The 17,443-nt window shown below is 73.1% G+C and carries 10 protein-coding genes; 1 reads left to right on the forward strand and 9 read right to left on the reverse strand.

The genetic code is table 11. The features are described from left to right. Positions 1–168 precede the first annotated feature (168 nt). The 9 genes from KA217_03695 to KA217_03735 form a co-directional block, all read right to left on the reverse strand. On the reverse strand, positions 169–1,278 hold the full coding sequence (locus tag KA217_03695; GenBank protein MBP7711554.1) for a carboxyl-terminal protease: 1,110 nt from the start codon (positions 1,276–1,278) through the stop codon (positions 169–171). A 4-nt stretch (positions 1,279–1,282) separates the two neighbouring features. Next, complete coding sequence (locus tag KA217_03700) at positions 1,283–1,828, reverse strand: hypothetical protein (GenBank protein MBP7711555.1); 546 nt, start codon at positions 1,826–1,828, stop codon at positions 1,283–1,285. Next, on the reverse strand, positions 1,825–2,496 hold the full coding sequence (locus tag KA217_03705; GenBank protein ID MBP7711556.1) for a glycine zipper 2TM domain-containing protein: 672 nt from the start codon (positions 2,494–2,496) through the stop codon (positions 1,825–1,827). Before KA217_03705 ends, KA217_03700 begins: the two co-directional genes overlap by 4 nt. 91 nt (positions 2,497–2,587) lie before the next feature. Next, the gene (locus KA217_03710) at positions 2,588–4,120 is read right to left on the reverse strand and encodes an SUMF1/EgtB/PvdO family nonheme iron enzyme (protein ID MBP7711557.1); all 1,533 of its coding nucleotides are present in this window, start codon (positions 4,118–4,120) and stop codon (positions 2,588–2,590) included. 121 nt (positions 4,121–4,241) lie between these two features. After that, complete coding sequence (locus tag KA217_03715; protein MBP7711558.1) at positions 4,242–6,068, reverse strand: FtsX-like permease family protein; 1,827 nt, start codon at positions 6,066–6,068, stop codon at positions 4,242–4,244. After that, positions 6,065–6,829: an ABC transporter ATP-binding protein gene (locus tag KA217_03720; protein MBP7711559.1), complete on the reverse strand. Its 765-nt coding sequence runs from the start codon at positions 6,827–6,829 to the stop codon at positions 6,065–6,067. Before KA217_03720 ends, KA217_03715 begins: the two co-directional genes overlap by 4 nt. Then, positions 6,819–11,204, reverse strand: a complete 4,386-nt coding sequence (locus tag KA217_03725; GenBank protein MBP7711560.1) for an NHL repeat-containing protein — start codon at positions 11,202–11,204, stop codon at positions 6,819–6,821. The genes KA217_03720 and KA217_03725 overlap by 11 nt, the downstream gene beginning before the upstream one ends. A 74-nt stretch (positions 11,205–11,278) precedes the next feature. Next, positions 11,279–13,495, reverse strand: coding sequence for a VWA domain-containing protein (locus tag KA217_03730; protein ID MBP7711561.1), 2,217 nt, complete (start codon positions 13,493–13,495; stop codon positions 11,279–11,281). Between the two features lie 35 nt (positions 13,496–13,530). Further along, positions 13,531–14,601: a tetratricopeptide repeat protein gene (locus KA217_03735; GenBank protein MBP7711562.1), complete on the reverse strand. Its 1,071-nt coding sequence runs from the start codon at positions 14,599–14,601 to the stop codon at positions 13,531–13,533. Positions 14,602–14,846: 245 nt separating this feature from the next. Between KA217_03735 and KA217_03740 the strand changes: the two genes are divergently transcribed. Beyond that, entirely contained in the window at positions 14,847–17,435 is a 2,589-nt protein-coding gene (locus KA217_03740) for a hypothetical protein (GenBank protein MBP7711563.1), read from the forward strand. Positions 17,436–17,443 lie beyond the last annotated feature (8 nt).

A 17,443-nucleotide genomic window follows, 5' to 3' on the forward strand; every position in this document is an offset into this window, starting at 1 on the left:
GTTAGAGGTGGTGGAAAAACCAGAATGTCCCCATTTTTCCCATCACCCCCGTGCCCTCGCCTGGCCCGGGTACCCGGGTCATGGGGGAGCGTTAGAGGTGGTGGAAAAACCAGAATGTCCCCATTTTTCCCATCACCCCCGTGCCCTCGCCTGGCCCGGGTACCCGGGTCATGGGGGAGCGTTAGAGGTGGTGGAAAAACCAGAATGTCCCCATTTTCCCGAAAGGCGCAGGAGTGCCGCCCCGTCCAGCAACCCCTCCCGGCCCACGGGCGAGTCGGGCTCGAGACCCGCGCCGCTGCAGCTCTCGCCCCCGGGCAGGACCACCTCGCGATTGGTGAGGCGCAGGACCGAGCCGTCCGAGAGCCGGAGATCGGTCTGGGAGCTGCACTTACCGAACGTCCGCTCGCCCACGAGGCGGGCGGCTCCGTGATGGCGCAGCACCCCGGCGAAGACCTCGCCGGCGCTGGCCGTGCCGGGTCCGACCCAGAGCACGACGGACCCACCCCGGACCTTGGTGCCCCCGGGCGCCGCGTACACCTGGCGCCGCCCCCCCCGGTCCCGGGTCTCGCCGAGGGGCGTGCCCTCGGGCAGGAACAGTCCCGCGCTGTCGAGCGCCTCGAAGAGGTCCCCCCCGGGGCAGTCGCGCAGGTCCAGGACCAGGGGACCCCGCCCACCGGGCAGTCCCTGCACCGCCAGCGCGAGCAGGGTCCGGGTCTCCCGGGTGACGAACCCGCGCACCCGGATGACGGGGTGACCGACCTCCTCCGCCGACTCCACCGAGAGGGCCCGGTAGGGCTCCCGGGGCACCGTCAGCTCGCGCACCACCCCCCCTTCGCCCGCGGCCAGGGCGAGGCGCACGGTGCTCCCCGGGGCCCCCGCGAGCCGTCCCGCCGCCTCGCGGAGCGAAAGCGCCGCTACCGGTTTGCCGTCGATGGACGCGAGAGCGACGGGCGCGGTCACCCCCTGCCGAGCGAGTGCCCCCTCACCGTAGGGCGCGAGCACGAGGCGCTCACCCCACCGGGCGAGCGCCGCCCCGACCCCGACCCCGGCGTCATCCGCCTGCTCCCGGGCGTAGTCCGCTGCAGGGAACCAGCGCGCGTGGGGGTCGATGCGCCGCAGCCCCTCGGCGAGGCCGGAGGCCACCAGGCCCTCGAGGGCCGCCCCATCGGGGGCGTGGAGCCCGTGGCGCACGAAGGCCTGGCGGATCTCGTCGAGGGGAGGCCCGCCGGCGAGACCGACCGCGGGCGCCAGCAGCAAGGCCGCAGCCCAGGCGCGCAAGGCCTCAGCTGCCGAGCTTCAGGTACATGTCGGTGAGCAGCCGGTACTCCTCCTCCAGCTGCCGGCGCTGGGCCTCGAGCTGGGAGCGGCGAACGTCCTGCGGGCCGCTGCCGTCGCCCTCGAGCGCGTCGGCGCTGCTCGCCTTGGCCGCCTGCTTCACCTTGCCCTCCAGCTCCCGCGTTTGCCGCTGCAGTTCCGTGATCTGGGTCTGCTCCGCGGCGTCATCGGCCTTGAGCGTCTTGACCTTGTCGGAGAGCTTGCGGGTCTCGGTCTGCAGGCGGGAGATCTTCTGCTGCTCGGCCTTCAGGCGGCGTTCGGACTCGCCCTTGCGGGTCTCGAGTCCCGTCTTCTCGTTCTCGATGTCGGTCCGCGCCGCCTTCAGGCTCTCCAGGCTGTCCTGGCGGGTGCGCACGCGATCCTCGTACTTCCCGCTCGCGAGCCCCCCCAGGCCGCCGAGGAACCCGCCCTCCCGCGGGTTGTCGGTGGCACAGCCACCGCCCAGGGCGGCGACGAGCACCCCGGCGGCCGCCAGGCGGACCCGCCGGCTCATACGGAGAGCCTTTCGTCGATGCGCGCGAGCTGGGCGGAGCCGCGGTGCAGGTTGTCGATGTTCGTCTGCAGCTCCTTCACCTGTTTCTCGAGGGACTTCACGTACGGGTCGTCCCCGCCGCGCTGTCCCCGCTCCTCCTTGGCGACGGCCACCTTGATCTCGTGCTCTTTGCGCAGCCCCTCTTCCAGGTCGCGGCTCTTCTGCATCTTGGCCTGAACGGTGTTGCGCTGGGCCAGCAGCTGGTCCCGGGTCGCCTGGCCCGAGCGGTAGCGCGTGGCGAGCTGCTTGGACTGGGTGTCGAGGCTGCTGATTTGTCCCCGCAGCTTCTCGTTGTAGGCGACCGCCTCCTGGTTGAGCGCCTCGGCCTGGGCGATCTCCGCCTCCAGGAAGTCCTCCTCCCGGGCGTAGTTGGCCTTGCGCTTCGCGATCTCGTTGCCCGCGAGGTAGCCGACCCCGGCACCCAGCGCCGCGCCGATGAGCGCGCCCTTCTTGTCGCCCGCGGCGGCCCCGATGAGGCCGCCCACCAGCGCGCCGAGGAGCGAGCCCTGGACCCGCGTCGCCGTCTGGTCGTCACCGGACGACGAATCCGGGCGCTCGGTCCCGTTCGTTGCCACGCAGCCGCTCAGCAGGGCGGCCACCAGGACTGCGGAAACACTCCGGCTGATCATCGATTCGCTCCTGTTGCTTGCTCGAGCCGCGCTGCGGCTGCACGCGCTCTCTCGGCCTTTGACCATCGTTCGGAACGGGGTTCCCGCCGCATCAATCGGCGAAGCCCTGGAAGGCCTGCTCGAAGTCGGCCCGCCAGCGCTCGGGCTCGACCCGCCGCTGCGCGTTGAAATCGCGCACGTGCGCGGCCAGCAGCTCCGTCGTCTTCGCCTCCCTCGGCAGTAGCGGTTTGGCCTGAAGGGCCTTGAGGGCCGCCTCGTAGTAGGCCTCACCGTAACCGCCAAGGGCCGCGACCTTCTCCCCGTAGGCCTGGAACTGCTGGTCTGCGGACACCTTGAGCTCGCGCATGGTCTTCTGGATGGCGTCCACCTGCTCCTGGTAGCGGGTCGACATCTGGGCGAGCTTGCGGGCGCTCTCCAGGCCCTCGCCCATCTTCGCCAGGCGGGTCAGGTGCGCGCTCAGGTTCACCCCGTTGCGGGCCGCGTCCTGGGCGACGCTGCGTGCCCCCTCCCGCTGGGCCACCTCGAGCTGCTGGCGGGCATTGTCCACGTAGTGCTGGAGCTGGGCCAGGGGCTCGGCCAGCTGCGGGTTCTGGGCGGCAAGCCGCTGCAGGATCGGGTCGGCAGTGCCGAGCTGGCTCGCCGCCTGGGCGACGGCGTTGTCGAGCGTGCGGCCCACCGGCATGCTGGAGCGCACCGATTTCTTGTAGTCGGCGTACTCCTGCTCCAGGGACCGGCGGACCTCCGAGCTCACCACCACGTTGGACCCGATGGCAAGCCGGGTCCCGGTGTTGAAGCTGCGCCGCTCCTCCATCGCCTTCGTGTCCGGGTTCCACGCCCAGGCGTCGAGCTCCGCGCGGTTGGAGGAGCGCACGTCCCGGTCCGGGGTCGACACGCTCGCCCCGCGCACCGGCACGCCCCCGGGCTTGCCCTGCCAGATCTCGGGCAGGAACACCCCGCTCACCACCTCCTGCACGTTGCCGTACAGGTCGTGCAGGCCGAGGGCGTTCGGTTTGCGCAGGCCGACGGGACGGACCTTGTGCTTGGCATTGCCGAGCGTCCACGCGTGCTCGTTCAGCTCGCCCGGCGCGAACGGCAGGCGCTGGTCGAAGGTGCCGGCGGCAAGGGCCGGCTGCCCGCCCCGTGCGGCGTACTCCCACTCCGCCTCGGTGGGCAGGCGCACGAACCCCGGGACACCCGCCACCCGCGGGATCCCCGCCACGCGCTCCGGGTGAGCGGGGTCGAAGAGCCACTGGTTGTAGCGGTGCAGGAACTCCTGCAGGGCCCGGTGGCCGACGTAGGCGAGGGGCATCTTCAGGGCCTCCTCCCGCTCCTGGCCCTGGAGGGATGGCAACTGGCGGTCCGCGGGGTCGCCCGAGAGCTCCGCCAGACGGTCGAGCCCCATCACCGCCGCGAACTGTCCCTTGGTGAGCTCGTACTTGCCGAGGTAGGCGAGCCAGCGCTCACCCCCCTCGGCCGGGAACGAGCCACTCACCTGGGTGCGCTGCAGCCCTTCGAAGGGTCCACCGCCCGCGTCGCCCACCTGCACCACGCGGGCCGGGTCGGCCCAGAAGCCCTTGCCCGGCACCGCTACGGCCCGGAACACGGCCTCCGCGCCCCCCGGCATGGGCAACACCTGATCGCCCTCGAGCGGCTTCGGGTTCCAGGGGGTCTCCGCCGGCGCCCCCGCCGGGGCGCCGAGCGCCGGTGCACAGAGAAGGGAAAGGGCCAGCCAGGCGGCCCGGTTTCTATTCTTCACGAATGGCCTCCGCAGGGTCGATCCGGGTCGCCTCCCAGGCCGCGAGCACGGAGCTCGCCGCGGCCACCGCCAGCACCGCAGCCGCGGCGCCGTACAGGGTCCCGGCGGGCAGCGAGCAGATCCGCTGACCGAGGTCCAGGTCCGCGGCGAAGGCGTGGTTGATGAGGCTTGCGAGCACCCCATAGGCGGCGAGCGCGAGGACGAGGCCCATGGCGGCGAGCGCGCTGCCCTGGTAGACGGGGAAGAAGAAGACGTCGGGGCGCGTCAGTCCCACGAGGCGCAGGATCGCCAGGTCGCGGCGCTTGCGCTGCACCGCGGCGTAGAGGCTCGCCACCAGGACGGCCGCCCCACCGGCCACCCCGAGGCTCGCCACCAGCCAGAAGAGGCGCGCGAGCCCGCGGTCCAGGACCTGGATCCGGCGGATGTCGTCAACCCGGGCGGAGACCTCCACCCCTTCCGACCCCAGCCGCCGCACCAGCTCGGGGACGTCGTCGATGGCCCGGGCGTACAGCCGGAACCCGCGGTAGCCGCCGCGGGCCGCCGTGAAGCCCTCGCCGTCGAATGCGATGGGCCGTTGCAGGCCGGTGCGCAGCACGCCGAGGAGCTCCGCAGGCAGGTAGGCCCGGCCGGTGGCCGGCCCGGTTCCGGCGACCCGCACCGGGAAGCGCAGCTCCGCGACCCCGTGTGCGGCGAGCTCGAGTCCCGCGCCCCCCCCACCGGCGCTCTCCGGGGGCAGCCAGGCCTGGCGCAGACGGGCCCCGTCGCCGGTCGCCTCCAGCCCCCCCCAGGGCGGCGCGGGGACCCCGAGGCGGCCCGCCTGCTCCGGCGTGAGCGAGAGCCCCACCGCCGGGGCCGGCAGCCCCTGGAGTCCGAGCTCGCGGGTCTCCACCTCCGGGAGCAGGATAGCCCCCAGCCCCCGGAGCTTGCGCCGCAGGGCCTCCAGGGTGGACGCGCCGACCGCGCCCCCGGGGGCCGTGAGCCGGTACGCCTGCCACCCGGCGGGCAGGTCCCAGCCGAAACGCCCACGCACGGCCGCGGCGTCGAGGTCCTCCACGAACCCGAGGCCGGTGTTGACCACGAGGCCCGAGCGGGCGACGGGGTCGAGCGCCGCCTCCAGCAGCACCAGGACGCCGTCGTAGGTGGGTGCCGGGCGCGGCACCTCGCCGGCCCAGCCGCGGGCCGCAATCGCCTGTCCCTCCTTGTAGGCCTCCACGTCGAGCACGAAACCGAGCGGGGCATAGACGCGCGGGAGCGTCCCGCCGCGGGGGTCGAGCACAGCGGCCACCCGCAGCGACGCCGCTCCTTGCTCGGCCACGCCGCCGCGCGTGCGGGTCGCCCGGACCTCGAGCCCATCGCCGGCACCGGCCCCGAGCTGGGCCGCCGCGGCGGCGGTCAGCACGGCCTCGCCCTCCCCGGGGATGACCCCCCCGTTCTCCAGCAGGAGCGGGTCGCCGGGTGCCGTAGGGATCAGGTCCAGGGTCTGCAGCTTGCCCGTGCGCGGGTGCAGGACGCCGAGGATGGACGACGCCGGCAGGATGGTCGGCAACAGGAAGCCGACCCCCCGCTCCGTCCCCAGGCGCTCGAGCCACTGCGGTGCGTACTCGCGGGTCTGAGTCGGGCGGACCTCCCGGTACACCGGGTCCTGCACCAGGCGGTCGCGCAGGGTGGCCACCGTGCCGTGCTTGAGGCCCTGGAGGATGAGCAGCGGGGCCACCACCGCCGCCACGGCGATCACCAGGCAGAGGGTCAGGATCCACTCGTGGCGCAGGTCCGCCATCGCGAGCCCCGGGACCAGCCGGACGACGCGCGTGCTCATGCGGGCCCGCACACCGATTCGACCAGGCTCGGGGAGATGGCACCCAGGGTGCACCGGTAGGTACGGTCGGCGACGTCCCGCACCAGGTCCAGGTCGTGGGTGACCATCACGATGGCAGTCCCGAGCACCTGGGCGACCGACCGGAAGTCCGCCACCACCGCGCGGGCCCGGGACTTGTCCACCGCCGCGGTGGGCTCGTCCGCCAGCACCAGGGCGGGGCGGTGCAGCAGGGCGCGGAGCACGGCGACCCGCTGCCGCTCGCCTCCGGAGAGCCGGTGGGGGTGCCGGTCGAGGAGCCGGCCGATCCCCATGCGCTCCGCCGCGCCGGCGATCGCGGCATCCTCCCGGTAGCGGCCGTTCATCTTCAGGGGCAGGGCGAGATTGCCCCGCACCGTGAGGAAGGGCAGGAGACCGCCAGTCTGCAGCACGTAGCCGAGCCGCTCCCGGCGCAACCGGGCGAGGCGGCCCTCGCGCCCCTGCTGCCAGAGCGCCATCACGTCGGTGACCTCGTTCCCGAGGCGGACGCGGAAGCTCTCCGCGGCGCTCGGGCGCAGCACCAGAGCGAGCATGTCGAGCAGCGTGCTCTTGCCCGAGCCGCTGTCCCCGACCAGGGCGACGAACTCCCCCGGATGCACCTCGAACCGGGGAACGCGCAGCCGGAAGCCCGTCCCGCCGTGCTCGCGCTCGCGCGTGAGCCCCCTCATCTCGACCAGGGGAGAACGGGCCTGCGCGTCGGGCGTGGCGCGCACCTCAAGGCGCATGGGCGGCGGGCAGTCGCTGGGGTGGGTCAAGCAGGAGGCGGCGCATTCCGGCGAGGACGGCCGCCGCGTCTGCCGGGGCGTTCGCCATGGCGCTGAAGACCTCGAGCGCGCGCAGGCGCTCCTCCTCCGTCGGCGCCGGCTGGCCCGCCTGGCGCTGCGCCATCGCCTGGTACTTCTCGTCGAGGGTCGCACCGGGAAGCGAGGCGAGAGTCGCCGACATCTGGGACTCCAGCGTGCGGGACATCTCCTGCATCTGCGTGCGGACACCGTCCCGGGCACCGGGCTCGGGACCTGGAACCGCAACGACCACCGTGGTCATTCCCACGCTCACCAGTTCGCGGGTCTCGCCGTCGTAGAGCAGCACGCGCACGAGCCCGCTGTCGCGCGCCTCGTACCGGCGCGTCACCCGGGGCACCTCGGTACGCTGCACCTGCTCCGTGTCGCTGAACTCCCAGACGAACACCGGCCGCTTCGGCATCCTCAGGGGCGGAAGGCCGGCCTGAATGGCGACCTCGTCCCCTGCCAGGGTGAATACCACTATGGGCATGCGCAGCGCGAGGGGCGCCGCACCGATGGTGAGCGTGTAGTCGCCCCCCTTGGCGTCGTCTGCATTGGCGACCAGCACGTAGATGCCGTCCTTCGGACGCACCGTGACGGTCACGATGCGATTCTGGTCGCTGAACGTCGCCACCGGAGCAAGGGCGCTGTCCGCGCGGCGATCACCGGACAGGACGTGCACGCTGGCGCGTTTGTATCCGTCAAGCGGACCTTCAAGGCGCAGCGGCACGGACCGGGTCTTCCCGGCGGGGACCTGGACCTGCAGACCCCAGGCCTTGGCACGGTGCCCCGCCTTGAGGCTCATCGTCAGTTTCCCGGTCTCAGACTCGGACTCGCGCAGGAGCGCCCAGGCCGTCATCGCCTCCGCCGGCACCGAGCCGTTGTCGTTCGCTGGCATACCGCTGTCCGGGTGGAACAGCGTGTGCGCCACGAACTCGTGGAAGTGCGGGTTCAGCCCCTTGCGGTGGGCGCCCTGAAGGTACTCGGACAGGGGATAGAGCACGTCGTGGAGGTTCCACCAATCGGCGTTCGCCACGGACTCCCACATCGCCTTGAGCTGCTTGCCCGGGTCGCCGGAACGGCCCAAGAGGAAGTCGACGAAGTGCGCGGCCTGGTAGGCGTGCTCGTCGGCCGTCGCGGTGATGTCGGCGCTGAAGAACTTCGGTTTCACGGTGCGGCTCGGACGGGACTCCTTCCAGACCACGACGTCGCTGGCGTAGTCCGCCGTGGCGTCGCACCACCAGTCCGCGAACGTCATTCCTCCGATGTCCCAGTAGTACTCGTTCTGCACCGCGTGGAAGAGCTCGTGGGCGGCCACGCGGCGCAACAGACTGTGCCCCGTGCTGCTCGCCCCCACGTGGATCAGCCCCGAGGCCTTGTCACGGAAGTCCTGCTCACCAAGCGTATTCTCCACCAGCACCTGGATGGGCGGCGCGGGCATCTTGAAGCCCGACTCCCGGTAGCGGGCATAGGCATGGTTCAGGTAGGCGCCGAGGTCGCGCAGGAACACCGGCAGCTTGGGGTCCGAGAGGTAGCTGGGCAGACCGCTGGGAAAGAGCCTGGCGAGGTTTCCGTCGCCCGTATAGATGACCTTGCTTGCCCAGGCCTCCGCCGTGTTCTCCTTCGGTGGCGTGAATAGCTCACGGTCGTACGCCACCTCGAAATCGCCCAGCGTGATGACACCGTAGCCGAGCGTCTTCATGAACCAACCGAATGCGGTGAGGTGCCGGGTCTGAACGGTCACCACGCGCCGGGCGGCGTCGACGTGCGCCGGGAGAACGACCCACTGCCCGTAGTCCTCGTTCCACCAGGCCACCTGCAGCGCGCTCGCGCCCGGGACCCCGGCCGGGATCGCAAGGTCCGCGTAGCTCAGCTCCAGGGTCACCGGCTGGCGAAATCGGCTCTGGCCGGTCACCGCGACGTCGAGTGCCGCGACGGGCTTCAGCGCACCGTAGGGTGCCGGGGGCGGGTCGGCAACCCGCGAAATCACGATCTCCGCGGGCTTGCTCAGGCTACCGGCAGGGAACTGGACGGCGAGGTTGCCGTGGCGGGCGGTCGCCGGCCCTGCCGTCGTGTCGAGCGCCTGACGTGCGAGGGGCTCCAGGCGAAGGGGTGCGCGGGCCTTCGGAGGCGCATCGTCCGGCGGCGCGCCGTCGACCACTGCAGGCCCGACCGCGACGGGTTGAGGCGCCGGCACCGCCGGCTCGGCGGCTGGCGGCGGCTGGACGGGTGGCGCGGGTGTCGCGGGTGTCGCGGCTGTCGCGGCTGTCGCGGCTGTCGCGGCTGGCGTGCGGGCGGCCGGGGCCCCGCCGGGTTGCCCGGCCGCGGGACCGGTGGCGCAGCGGGGCCGCTGCTCGGCCGAGGGCGCCAGCACGAAGACCATGTCCTGGTAGCGATCAGAAACGTAGAGCTGACCGCTCGCGTCGACGGTCAGGTCGGTGACGTGCCGAAGGCGCGCCGGACCGCCCGCCCCGTCCTCGCCGCCGAACAGCAGCGGGCCGACCTGGACGAGGAAGCGCCCGGACGGGTCGTATTTGCGCACCACGCCGTCGTTGTCGCCCACGTAGAGATTGCCGTCCCCGTCGGCGGTGATCGATTCCGGGGTGAAGCCGTCCACGGTCTTCTCGGACAGGGGCACGGCCGTCACACCCACGACGGACCAGTCGCCCAGCGGCCCGCCGTCGGGGCCGTGCCGATGCACGCGCCCCTTGTCCCGGTCGATCCAGCTGATGAACCCGCGGGGGTCCACCGCGACCCGCCCCGGGATCGCCGGCCACGCCGCGAGGCGGCTGCCCTCGGGCGAGACACGCCTCAGGCCCTTGCGGTCGACGACGTACAGCGACCCGTCGGGAGCGAGATGGAGCTTGTCCGCGTCGAACAGCTCGTTCAGCTCGCCCGGGGGCCGGCCGTCGCCCCACACGCCGAGGAACTGCCCCTGCGGCGAGTAGTGCTTCACCCGTTTCTCGTCGAACACCCAGACGCTGCCGTCCCGCCCCACCGCAAGGTCCTGGGGCATCGACAGGTGCTGCAGCTCGCGGCCGCGCTCGCCCCACTTGCGCACAAACCGCCCCTCGGCGTCGAAGACCTGCACCCGATGGGCGTGGGCATCGAGGACGAAGAGATTTCCAGAAGAGTCGACACCGATGCCCTCGGCGTACTTGAGCTGCCCGTCTCCCTCGCCCGGCCCGCCCACCCGGCGGACCAGGCGATAGGGTGGCTCGCCGGCGCGCGCACCCTCCAGGATCTTGCGCACGACGGGCTCCCCTTCGCGCCCGGTGCTCCCGGCGCCGCCGGCGACGACCACGAGGTAAGTGCCGTCCGCGCGCGGCTCCTGGAACATGTGGAACATCAACCAGTAGGGCTCGCCGCCCTGGCTCGTGGTCAGCTCGTAACGGTTCGCCGCCTTGCCGCCGATCGTCACGGCCGTCGGTCCCCGCAGCTCGGCCTTCAGGTCCTTGCCGATCTGTTTCACCATCTCGGGCTCCGGGACCGGTGCGACCGACAGCCCCAGAGTCACGGCGTTCTTCGCCTTGATGTCCCCGAGAAAGTACCCGGCGACCACCTGGCGGTCCGACTCGGGGATCGGCAGCCAGCCCGCCGGGAGGTCGACCTGGAGGTCCCCCAGGTAGCCCGTGCGGGGAGCGTCGGGCCCGGGCGCGGCCGGGGCGTCCAGTGCCGCGAGGGCGGCGGCGCACTCGGGGCTCGCCTCCCGGGCAGCGGGCGCCGCCGGAGCGGGTGCACGCCCAGCCGCCAGCGGCGGCGTTGGAGCCCCGGGCAGCCCGGGCGGCACCACCAGGGTGGCATTCCCGCCGATTTCCAGGGACCGCCCGCCCGCGTCCACCAGGCGCGCGGAGGCACCGGGGGCCGTGCGCAGCAGCATGCCGGGGGTGACCGCCGCCCCGCTGTCGAGGGGTGCCCACTCCAGGTACTCGTGCTGGCGGAGCAGCTCGGCGAGCCGTCCCAGGGCCGGCGCCGTGGCGTCCCCGGCCTTGCGGGCCTCCTGCGCCCGCGCGGCCAACGCGTTGGCGTCGGCCCCGAGCAGGTCGACGCCCTTCGCCCGTTGGGCCATCAGGGCGTCCGTCAGGTCCCGGGGCAGTCGGCCCCAGCCCATCAGGGCCCGCACCGTCACCTTGCCCTCGCCCGCCAGGCCCAGCAGGCCCTGCGGGCCGGTGGCCCGCTCGACCCGTCCCTGCGTCGATTCCACGCGATAGGACTCTTCGGCCCCCGCACCGGGTGCCCCCAGAAGCCAGGCGGCGGCGAAGGCTGCGGCCACCCGCAGCAGGGCGGAACGACGGGAACGGCGGTTTGGTTCGGTCATGGTGGCCCCGTGGCGGGTGCTGCCGCCGACGCGGCTCCCCGGGTCAGGGAACCGCGCCGGCGGTCACGAGTGACTCAGGGCATGTAGTCGAGGTGCAGGGGGTAGACCTTCTCGCTCTCCGGGTCGCCCTCGGCGAGCCGCACCCAGGCGTCCACCTGCTCGTTGATGGTGCGGTACTGCTGCAGCTTGCCGAGCAGGTTCCACTCGAGCGCCGAGCGCTGCTCCGCGGTCATGCTGGCGTAGCGCTCGTCGTCCAGCGAGAGGACGTCGCTCTTGTAGGGCAGGCTCTGGATGAACGCCGGCAGCAGCCCGGACTCGACCAGCTTCGCCGAGCGGCCGATGTCCTCGGGGCGCTTCAACGTCTGGCCCGAGACCGCCTGCAGGGCGTCGAAGAACTGCATCTGCGTCACCTCGGCCCGCATGAAGGCCTGGACCACGTGGTCGAGGGCCTGCACCAGGCTGCTCAGCTGCTGGCGGGTGACCAGGACGCGCACCTCGAGCGAGCGGTCCGCGGGGTTCACCAGGTCGCGGTCGAGCGCCCAGGCGATGACGTCCTTCGGCGGCTCGGCGGCCTTGCCCACGTATTCCACGAGCGCCGCCTCCCAGAGCTGCTCGGTCCGGGCGCCGGACTCGCCGGCAGCTCCCTGGGCCGCCCCGGAGGCCTGGGCTGCGGGGGCCCCGGCGGCTGCGGCCGCTGCGGCGGGCTGCGTGAGGAGCTCCTCACCGGGCTTCGCCGCCACCGCCCGCGCGAGCCGGTCCAGCAGCGTCCCCGTGACGCTCTCGACCGCCTTCTGGAAGTCCTCCTGACGGAAGGCGTCCACCGGGACCAGCGCGGACTCGGTGCCGCCGCGGATCCGCGACAGGTGGGCGAACTGCTGCTCGGCCACCCCGTGGTCCTCGGCCGCGCGCTCGTCGCGCAGGTGGATGGCGAGCAGGTGCACCTGGGCGTCGTCGGCCTCCAGGCGCAGGTCCTTCTCGTCCTTGGAGGTGGTGTTCTGCGGGTGCCCCTTCGGGTGCGAGCTCGCGTCGCCCACCAGCACGACGAAGCGCAGCGCCCCCGGCTCCCAGGCCGAGCGCAGCGCCTGATCGACGCCGGCAAACATCTCCTCGGCGTAGTCGAGGCTGCCGACCGTGGTCGCCTTCACCTCGTTGTCCAGGAGCTTCACGAGCGCCGCGGCGTCGACCAGGGAGGGGGTGAAGTTGCGGGCGGTGTACTCGATGTTGGGCACCTTGGCCTGGGCGTCCCGGTAACCCACGAGCCCGAAGCGGACCCGGCCCTTGATCTCGGGGTTGTCGAGCCGCTTGACCATCGCCGAGACCGCCGAGCGGGTGGAGTCGATGTAGGGCTGGGTGCTGCGCGTAGTGTCCATCACGAACACCACGTCGAGCTTCAGGTCCTGCAGGGCGACGCCCTGCGCGGCGTCGCGGGCCGTGCCCGCCTGCTCCACGTACTCCGCGTTCTTCAGCGTGTCGGCGCCGCGCGCGCCCGGCACCGCTGCCGCCAACTGCAGGTAGCGTGCGTCGTCACCGTCGAGGGTCACGCTGTCGAAGCGCACGATCGGCAGGATGTAGAAGTTCCGCGTGATGTCGACGAAGCGCCGGGGCTCCACGCTGACCAGGTCCTCTGGCGCGTCCTTCGCCGCGACCTTCTGGTAGAGCGCGTCCGCCTGGGCGGCGCGGTCGCCGGCACCCACCACCCGTTTCAAGGACGGCAGGTCGCGGAACATCAGCACGGGCTTGCGGCCGTCCTGCACCCCGCCCGGGTGCGTGTAGGAGACGAGCAGCGCCTGGCGCCACTCGAGGACGTCGGCGGCCCGCATCCAGCCCTGGGGCCCGGTGCTCGAGGCACCCACCTGGTACCAGCCCTTCGGGTTGGCAGGGTCACTCACGTCCACCCCCTCGCGGGCGTACACGTAGAGCGGATGGAAGGCCTTCACGTTGGCCTGGGCGATACCGGCGGGGTTCTCCGCGCGCTCCTTGTAGAGGTTCGACAGGGGACGCGGCAGCACGCGCAGGGGGAGCTGGGTCCCCGCCTCGATGCAGGGACCCTTGCCCTCGCAGCGCACCGCCGGCTCGTCGGTCGCCGGCCCACCTTCGAGGGCATCGGCACCGGAGGCGGCGGCCTTCCCGGCCAGTGCGGCTCCCGCCGGACCCACTGCACCCGGAGGGGCCCCGGCGGCGGCAGGCGCCCCAGTGCCTTCGAGGGCGTCGGCAGCGCCGGCGGCCCAGGCGGCGGGGCAGGTCCCGGCAAGGGCCAGGGTGAGCGCGAGAGCGGTATTCAGGTGGCGCATGGCAATTCCCCTCGGGATGGTACGGCAGGCACCGGTCACGGCGCGGGGGGCACGTCGATGCCCCGGGTCTTGAGATAGGCCTCGAGCTTCTTCACGCGGGCGGCGACCTGGGGGTCGGGGTGCAGGGCCTGGCTCTGACGGTAGGCCTGCAGGGCACCCGGATAGTCACCCGCGCCTTGCAGCCCTTCCCCGTCACGCTGCAGGCGGGTGGCCTGCTCCCGACTGGCGCCATCCCCGGGGGCGGGGGCAGCGGAGCCGGCCGTGGCCGCGGCAGCCGTCGTTGCGGCCGGGGCCGCTGCGGCGGGCGCAGTGGCGGCAGGCACGGCCTCGGGCGTCGGGGCCACCGCGGCCTCGGCCGCCGGCGGCGCCTCCCCTCGCGCCCCCTCGAGCTCCTTCAGGTCCGCCTCCGCCACCCGACTCCGGAAGTCATCCTGGCCCTTCATCGCGTCCAGGAAGCGTTTGTACCAGACCTTCGCGTCCGCCGTGCGGCCCACGTTCTTCAGGGCCTGGGCGTACGAGAAGCCATACTCCTCCAGGACCTCCGGGGCGACCTCCGGTCCGGCGAAGAGCTCGCCATACAACTCCACGGCCTTCGGCCAGTCCTTCATCTCCTCGTAGATGAAGACCAGCCGGCGCTTGATCAAGGGCACCCCCTCGGAATCGGGGTAGCGCGCCAGGAAACGCTCGAGCAGTGCCCGCGCCTCCGGGTACTTCGGCGCATCGTAGGCCTGCAGGTAGAGATTGGACATCCTCCAGTAGGACTCCTGGGCCTGCTCGGTCTCCGGACACTTCTCCATGACCTCGAGGTAGAGCCGCTCGATGGTGGTCAGGTCGTAGGTGTCGGCCTGGCGGATCTGCTCGAAGAGCGACTTCGCCAGCGCGTTCGGGTCCTGGGGCGCCGGCGCCTCGCCTGCGGCCTGTGCCGCGCCTCCGGGCACCGGTGCGGGGGCCGTCGCGGGCGCAGCCACCGGGCCGGCCGCGGCGGGCGGGACCGCCGCCGGGTCCGCCGGCGCGGCGGGCTCGGCCAGGGGCTCCACCCCGAGCGCTGGCCCCACGGCAAGCAAGCCGAGGAGCGTCAAGGTGAACCGGTTGCAGACTTCTTTCATCGGAGTCTCCCTTCTCAGCAGGCCCGGCGCGACGCACGCCCTGGGCCCCGGATTCAGCGGCCCACGCCGCGCCGCCTTGAGCACCAGAGTCACCCCGAGGCCGGTGCAGGGCATCACCCGCAAAGAGAGGCGATGATGGCGCCCTTCACCCCTGCCGCCAACAGGGGCGAGCGGAGTTAGCATGGACACCGGGCGGTCGGTGTCGCCCCGACCTGCAGGTAGGGCACGACGGTGAGGGCAGGCAGATGACGGAGTGGTGGCGCAGGGTGCTGCTCGCTGCGGCGGTCGCGACCGGGGCCTGGCTCTGGTTCCTCGCGGACCTGGCACCGCTGGTGAGGCTGGAGGCGGTGGACTTCGCGAAACGCCAGGAGCGTCACGGGGGGACGGCCGGGGCGCTGGTGGAGGAATCCCGCCGCATGCGGGCCCTGACGCCGGAGTCCTTCGTCCAGGAGCTCACCCGGAACCGGACCCTCGAGGTGACGGGACCGGCCTGGAGTGCCTTCTTCCCCACCGTGCTGGACGCCTCGGCCCGGGGGACCGTGCCCCCCGAGTGGCGGGACCGGGCGCTGGAGCACGAACGCGGGCGCGGTCACGGGCCGGTGAGTCTCTTCTTCCGCCTGGACGAGTCCCCCCTGGACGAGCTCTCGGGGCGCACGAAGCCCTCCGAGGAGAGGTTCCTCACCCTCGCGGGCGAGGCACCGCCGCGCTTCCTCGCCGCCTGGCCCCGCTCCCTGTCCGACGACGACTTCCAGCTCGGCCGTGGCCTGAGCGGTTACGACGCGCCCGCCGAGATGGTGTTCCGGCTCCGCCCCTGGGTGCCCTGGGTGCTGGCCGCCGGCCTCGCCCTCTACGTCCTCCTGCCCTGGCCCCGGCGCCCGCCCGGCGCCATCGTCTTCTCCCGTTGGCGGGTCGTGCTGGGCGACCTGGTGGGCATCCTCCTGTTCGGGATGTTCTTCTCCCTGCCGTTCTTCATCGTCGGCGGGTCCGTCCAGGCGCTGCGCGATACCTGGGGCTTCCCCCTGGTGCTCTGGCCCCTGGCGGCGCTCGGGCTGCTCGCCCTCTGGTTCGGGGCCCGCTACTCGGCCTACGCCATCGAGGTCCTCCCGGGCGGACTCCGGGTGTCCGGCATCGGCCCGGCCCTGGAACTCCCGTTCACCGAGGTCCGGTCCTTCCGGCCGGCGACCCTGCGCGCGCCCCGCTGGCTCGTACGCGCCCTGTGGGTGGCGGCGCTCTTCGGCAAGGGCCGCGGGGCCGGCCAGGCCCTGATCCTGGGCAGCTCCGAGACCGGCGGACTCGCCCTGGAACTGCGCGACGGCCGCCGGGTTTTCCTGTGGGCCACCGATGCGATGGGCAACCTGGCGATGCGCGGGTTCGAGCGCGTGATCGAAGGGCTGCGGGCTGCGGGCGTGCGCGAGCTCGACGAGCCCATCGAGCGACGGGCCATGCTCCCGCCGGATGTCGAGGGGCCGGGGGTGCGCGGCACCCCGGCGTTCGGGCTGACGCTCATGGTCCTGGCGCCGGGACTCCTCGCCGCCGCCATCGGGGCCTGGCTCTCCCGCACCGAGCCGGCACCGGCCGTCCCCGTCGGGCAGGGCGCGGCGAGCGGTGAACGCGAGGCCGCCCCCGGGGCGGCGACCCCGGCCGGGGCACCGGGGGATGCAGGTCTCCTCCACCGCACCCCCACTCCCGCCCTCCCCGGCCGAGCCCTCGGGCCCGGCGACATCGCCTGGGAGGTCGTGCGCGAGGTCCCCGACGCCGCCGTCACGCGGGGCACGGCCCTCCTGACCCGCCCCGGCGGCGGGGTCCTGGTCGCGGGGGAGGTCGGGTTCCTGGACCTGAACGCGACCGACGTCTACGCCCTGGCCCTCGGCCCCGCCGGCGAGACCGCGTGGGAGACACGCCGGGAGCAGCCCTGGGAGGACGCCTGCGCGGCGGTGGCGGCACTGCCCGGAGGCGGATACCTGCTGGCGGGGGACGCCAAGGTGGACGACCGGCTCGCCAGCGACCTGGACCTGGTCGCCCTCGAGGAAGGGGGCACCGAGCGCTGGCGCCGGCGCCGGGGACAGGAAGGGCGCTACGAGCGAGCCGCCGGGTTGGCGGCGGCAGACGACGGTTACCTAGTGGTCGGCTCGACCGAGCGCGGGGTCGACGTCGCCCTCTCGCCGGCCGGCGAGCTGGTGCCCCGTGTCCGGGCGCCCGCGGGGGCCGCGTATCTCGTGAAGCTGGACGGCGAAGGCCGCCCGCTGCGCGAGGAGTCGCTGCCCGGGGCCGGGACTGCGGGACTCCAGGCCATCGCGGCCACCGGCGAGGGCGGGTTCGTCGCCGCCGGCTGGACCGAGCGTCGCGACGAGGACTTCATCGACGCCTACCTGGTCGGCCTGGACCGGGAGGGCCGGGTGACCTGGGAGCGGTCCTTCGGAGGGCCGGGGACCCAGAAGGCCGCGGCCCTGACCGTACTGGCGAACGGCGACCTCGCCCTCACCGGCCGGGCGTCCGTCTCCGGGCGGCGCGCCCCGGCGCTGTGGCTCACGCGCACCGATGCCCGGGGGGAACCCCGCTGGACGCGGACCTGGGACACCGGGGAGCTCGAGGGCGTCGCCGTGATGGCGGACGCGGGCGACGGCCTGCGGGTGGTGGGGCGGGGACGGGCCCAGGGCGGCAGGGACTTCCTGTACCTGTTGCGCACGGACGGGGCAGGCCAGGTGCGCGAAGAGGCCCACTACGCCCCGGGCGACGCCGGCCTGACCCCCTACGCCGCCCTCGCGCTGCCCGACGGCGGGCTCCTCGTCACCGGGCAGCGGGGCACCGCTCTCTTCGCCCTGAAGATGCGGTGACCGCCCGC

This window comes from Gammaproteobacteria bacterium, assembly GCA_017999615.1.
Classification (GTDB): domain Bacteria; phylum Pseudomonadota; class Gammaproteobacteria; order JAABTG01; family JAABTG01; genus JAGNLM01.

Bases quoted from the DNA above. Each gene is read 5' to 3' on its own strand.
- KA217_03700 (MBP7711555.1), bottom strand. From the start codon at position 1,828: ATGAGCCGGCGGGTCCGCCTGGCGGCCGCCGGGGTGCTCGTCGCCGCC.
- KA217_03705 (MBP7711556.1), bottom strand. From the start codon at position 2,496: ATGATCAGCCGGAGTGTTTCCGCAGTCCTGGTGGCCGCCCTGCTGAGC.
- KA217_03710 (MBP7711557.1), bottom strand. From the start codon at position 4,120: ATGCCGGGGGGCGCGGAGGCCGTGTTCCGGGCCGTAGCGGTGCCGGGC.
- KA217_03715 (MBP7711558.1), bottom strand. From the start codon at position 6,068: ATGAGCACGCGCGTCGTCCGGCTGGTCCCGGGGCTCGCGATGGCGGAC.
- KA217_03720 (MBP7711559.1), bottom strand. From the start codon at position 6,829: ATGCGCCTTGAGGTGCGCGCCACGCCCGACGCGCAGGCCCGTTCTCCC.
- KA217_03725 (MBP7711560.1), bottom strand. From the start codon at position 11,204: ATGACCGAACCAAACCGCCGTTCCCGTCGTTCCGCCCTGCTGCGGGTG.
- KA217_03730 (MBP7711561.1), bottom strand. From the start codon at position 13,495: ATGCGCCACCTGAATACCGCTCTCGCGCTCACCCTGGCCCTTGCCGGG.
- KA217_03735 (MBP7711562.1), bottom strand. From the start codon at position 14,601: ATGAAAGAAGTCTGCAACCGGTTCACCTTGACGCTCCTCGGCTTGCTT.
- KA217_03740 (MBP7711563.1), top strand. From the start codon at position 14,847: ATGACGGAGTGGTGGCGCAGGGTGCTGCTCGCTGCGGCGGTCGCGACC.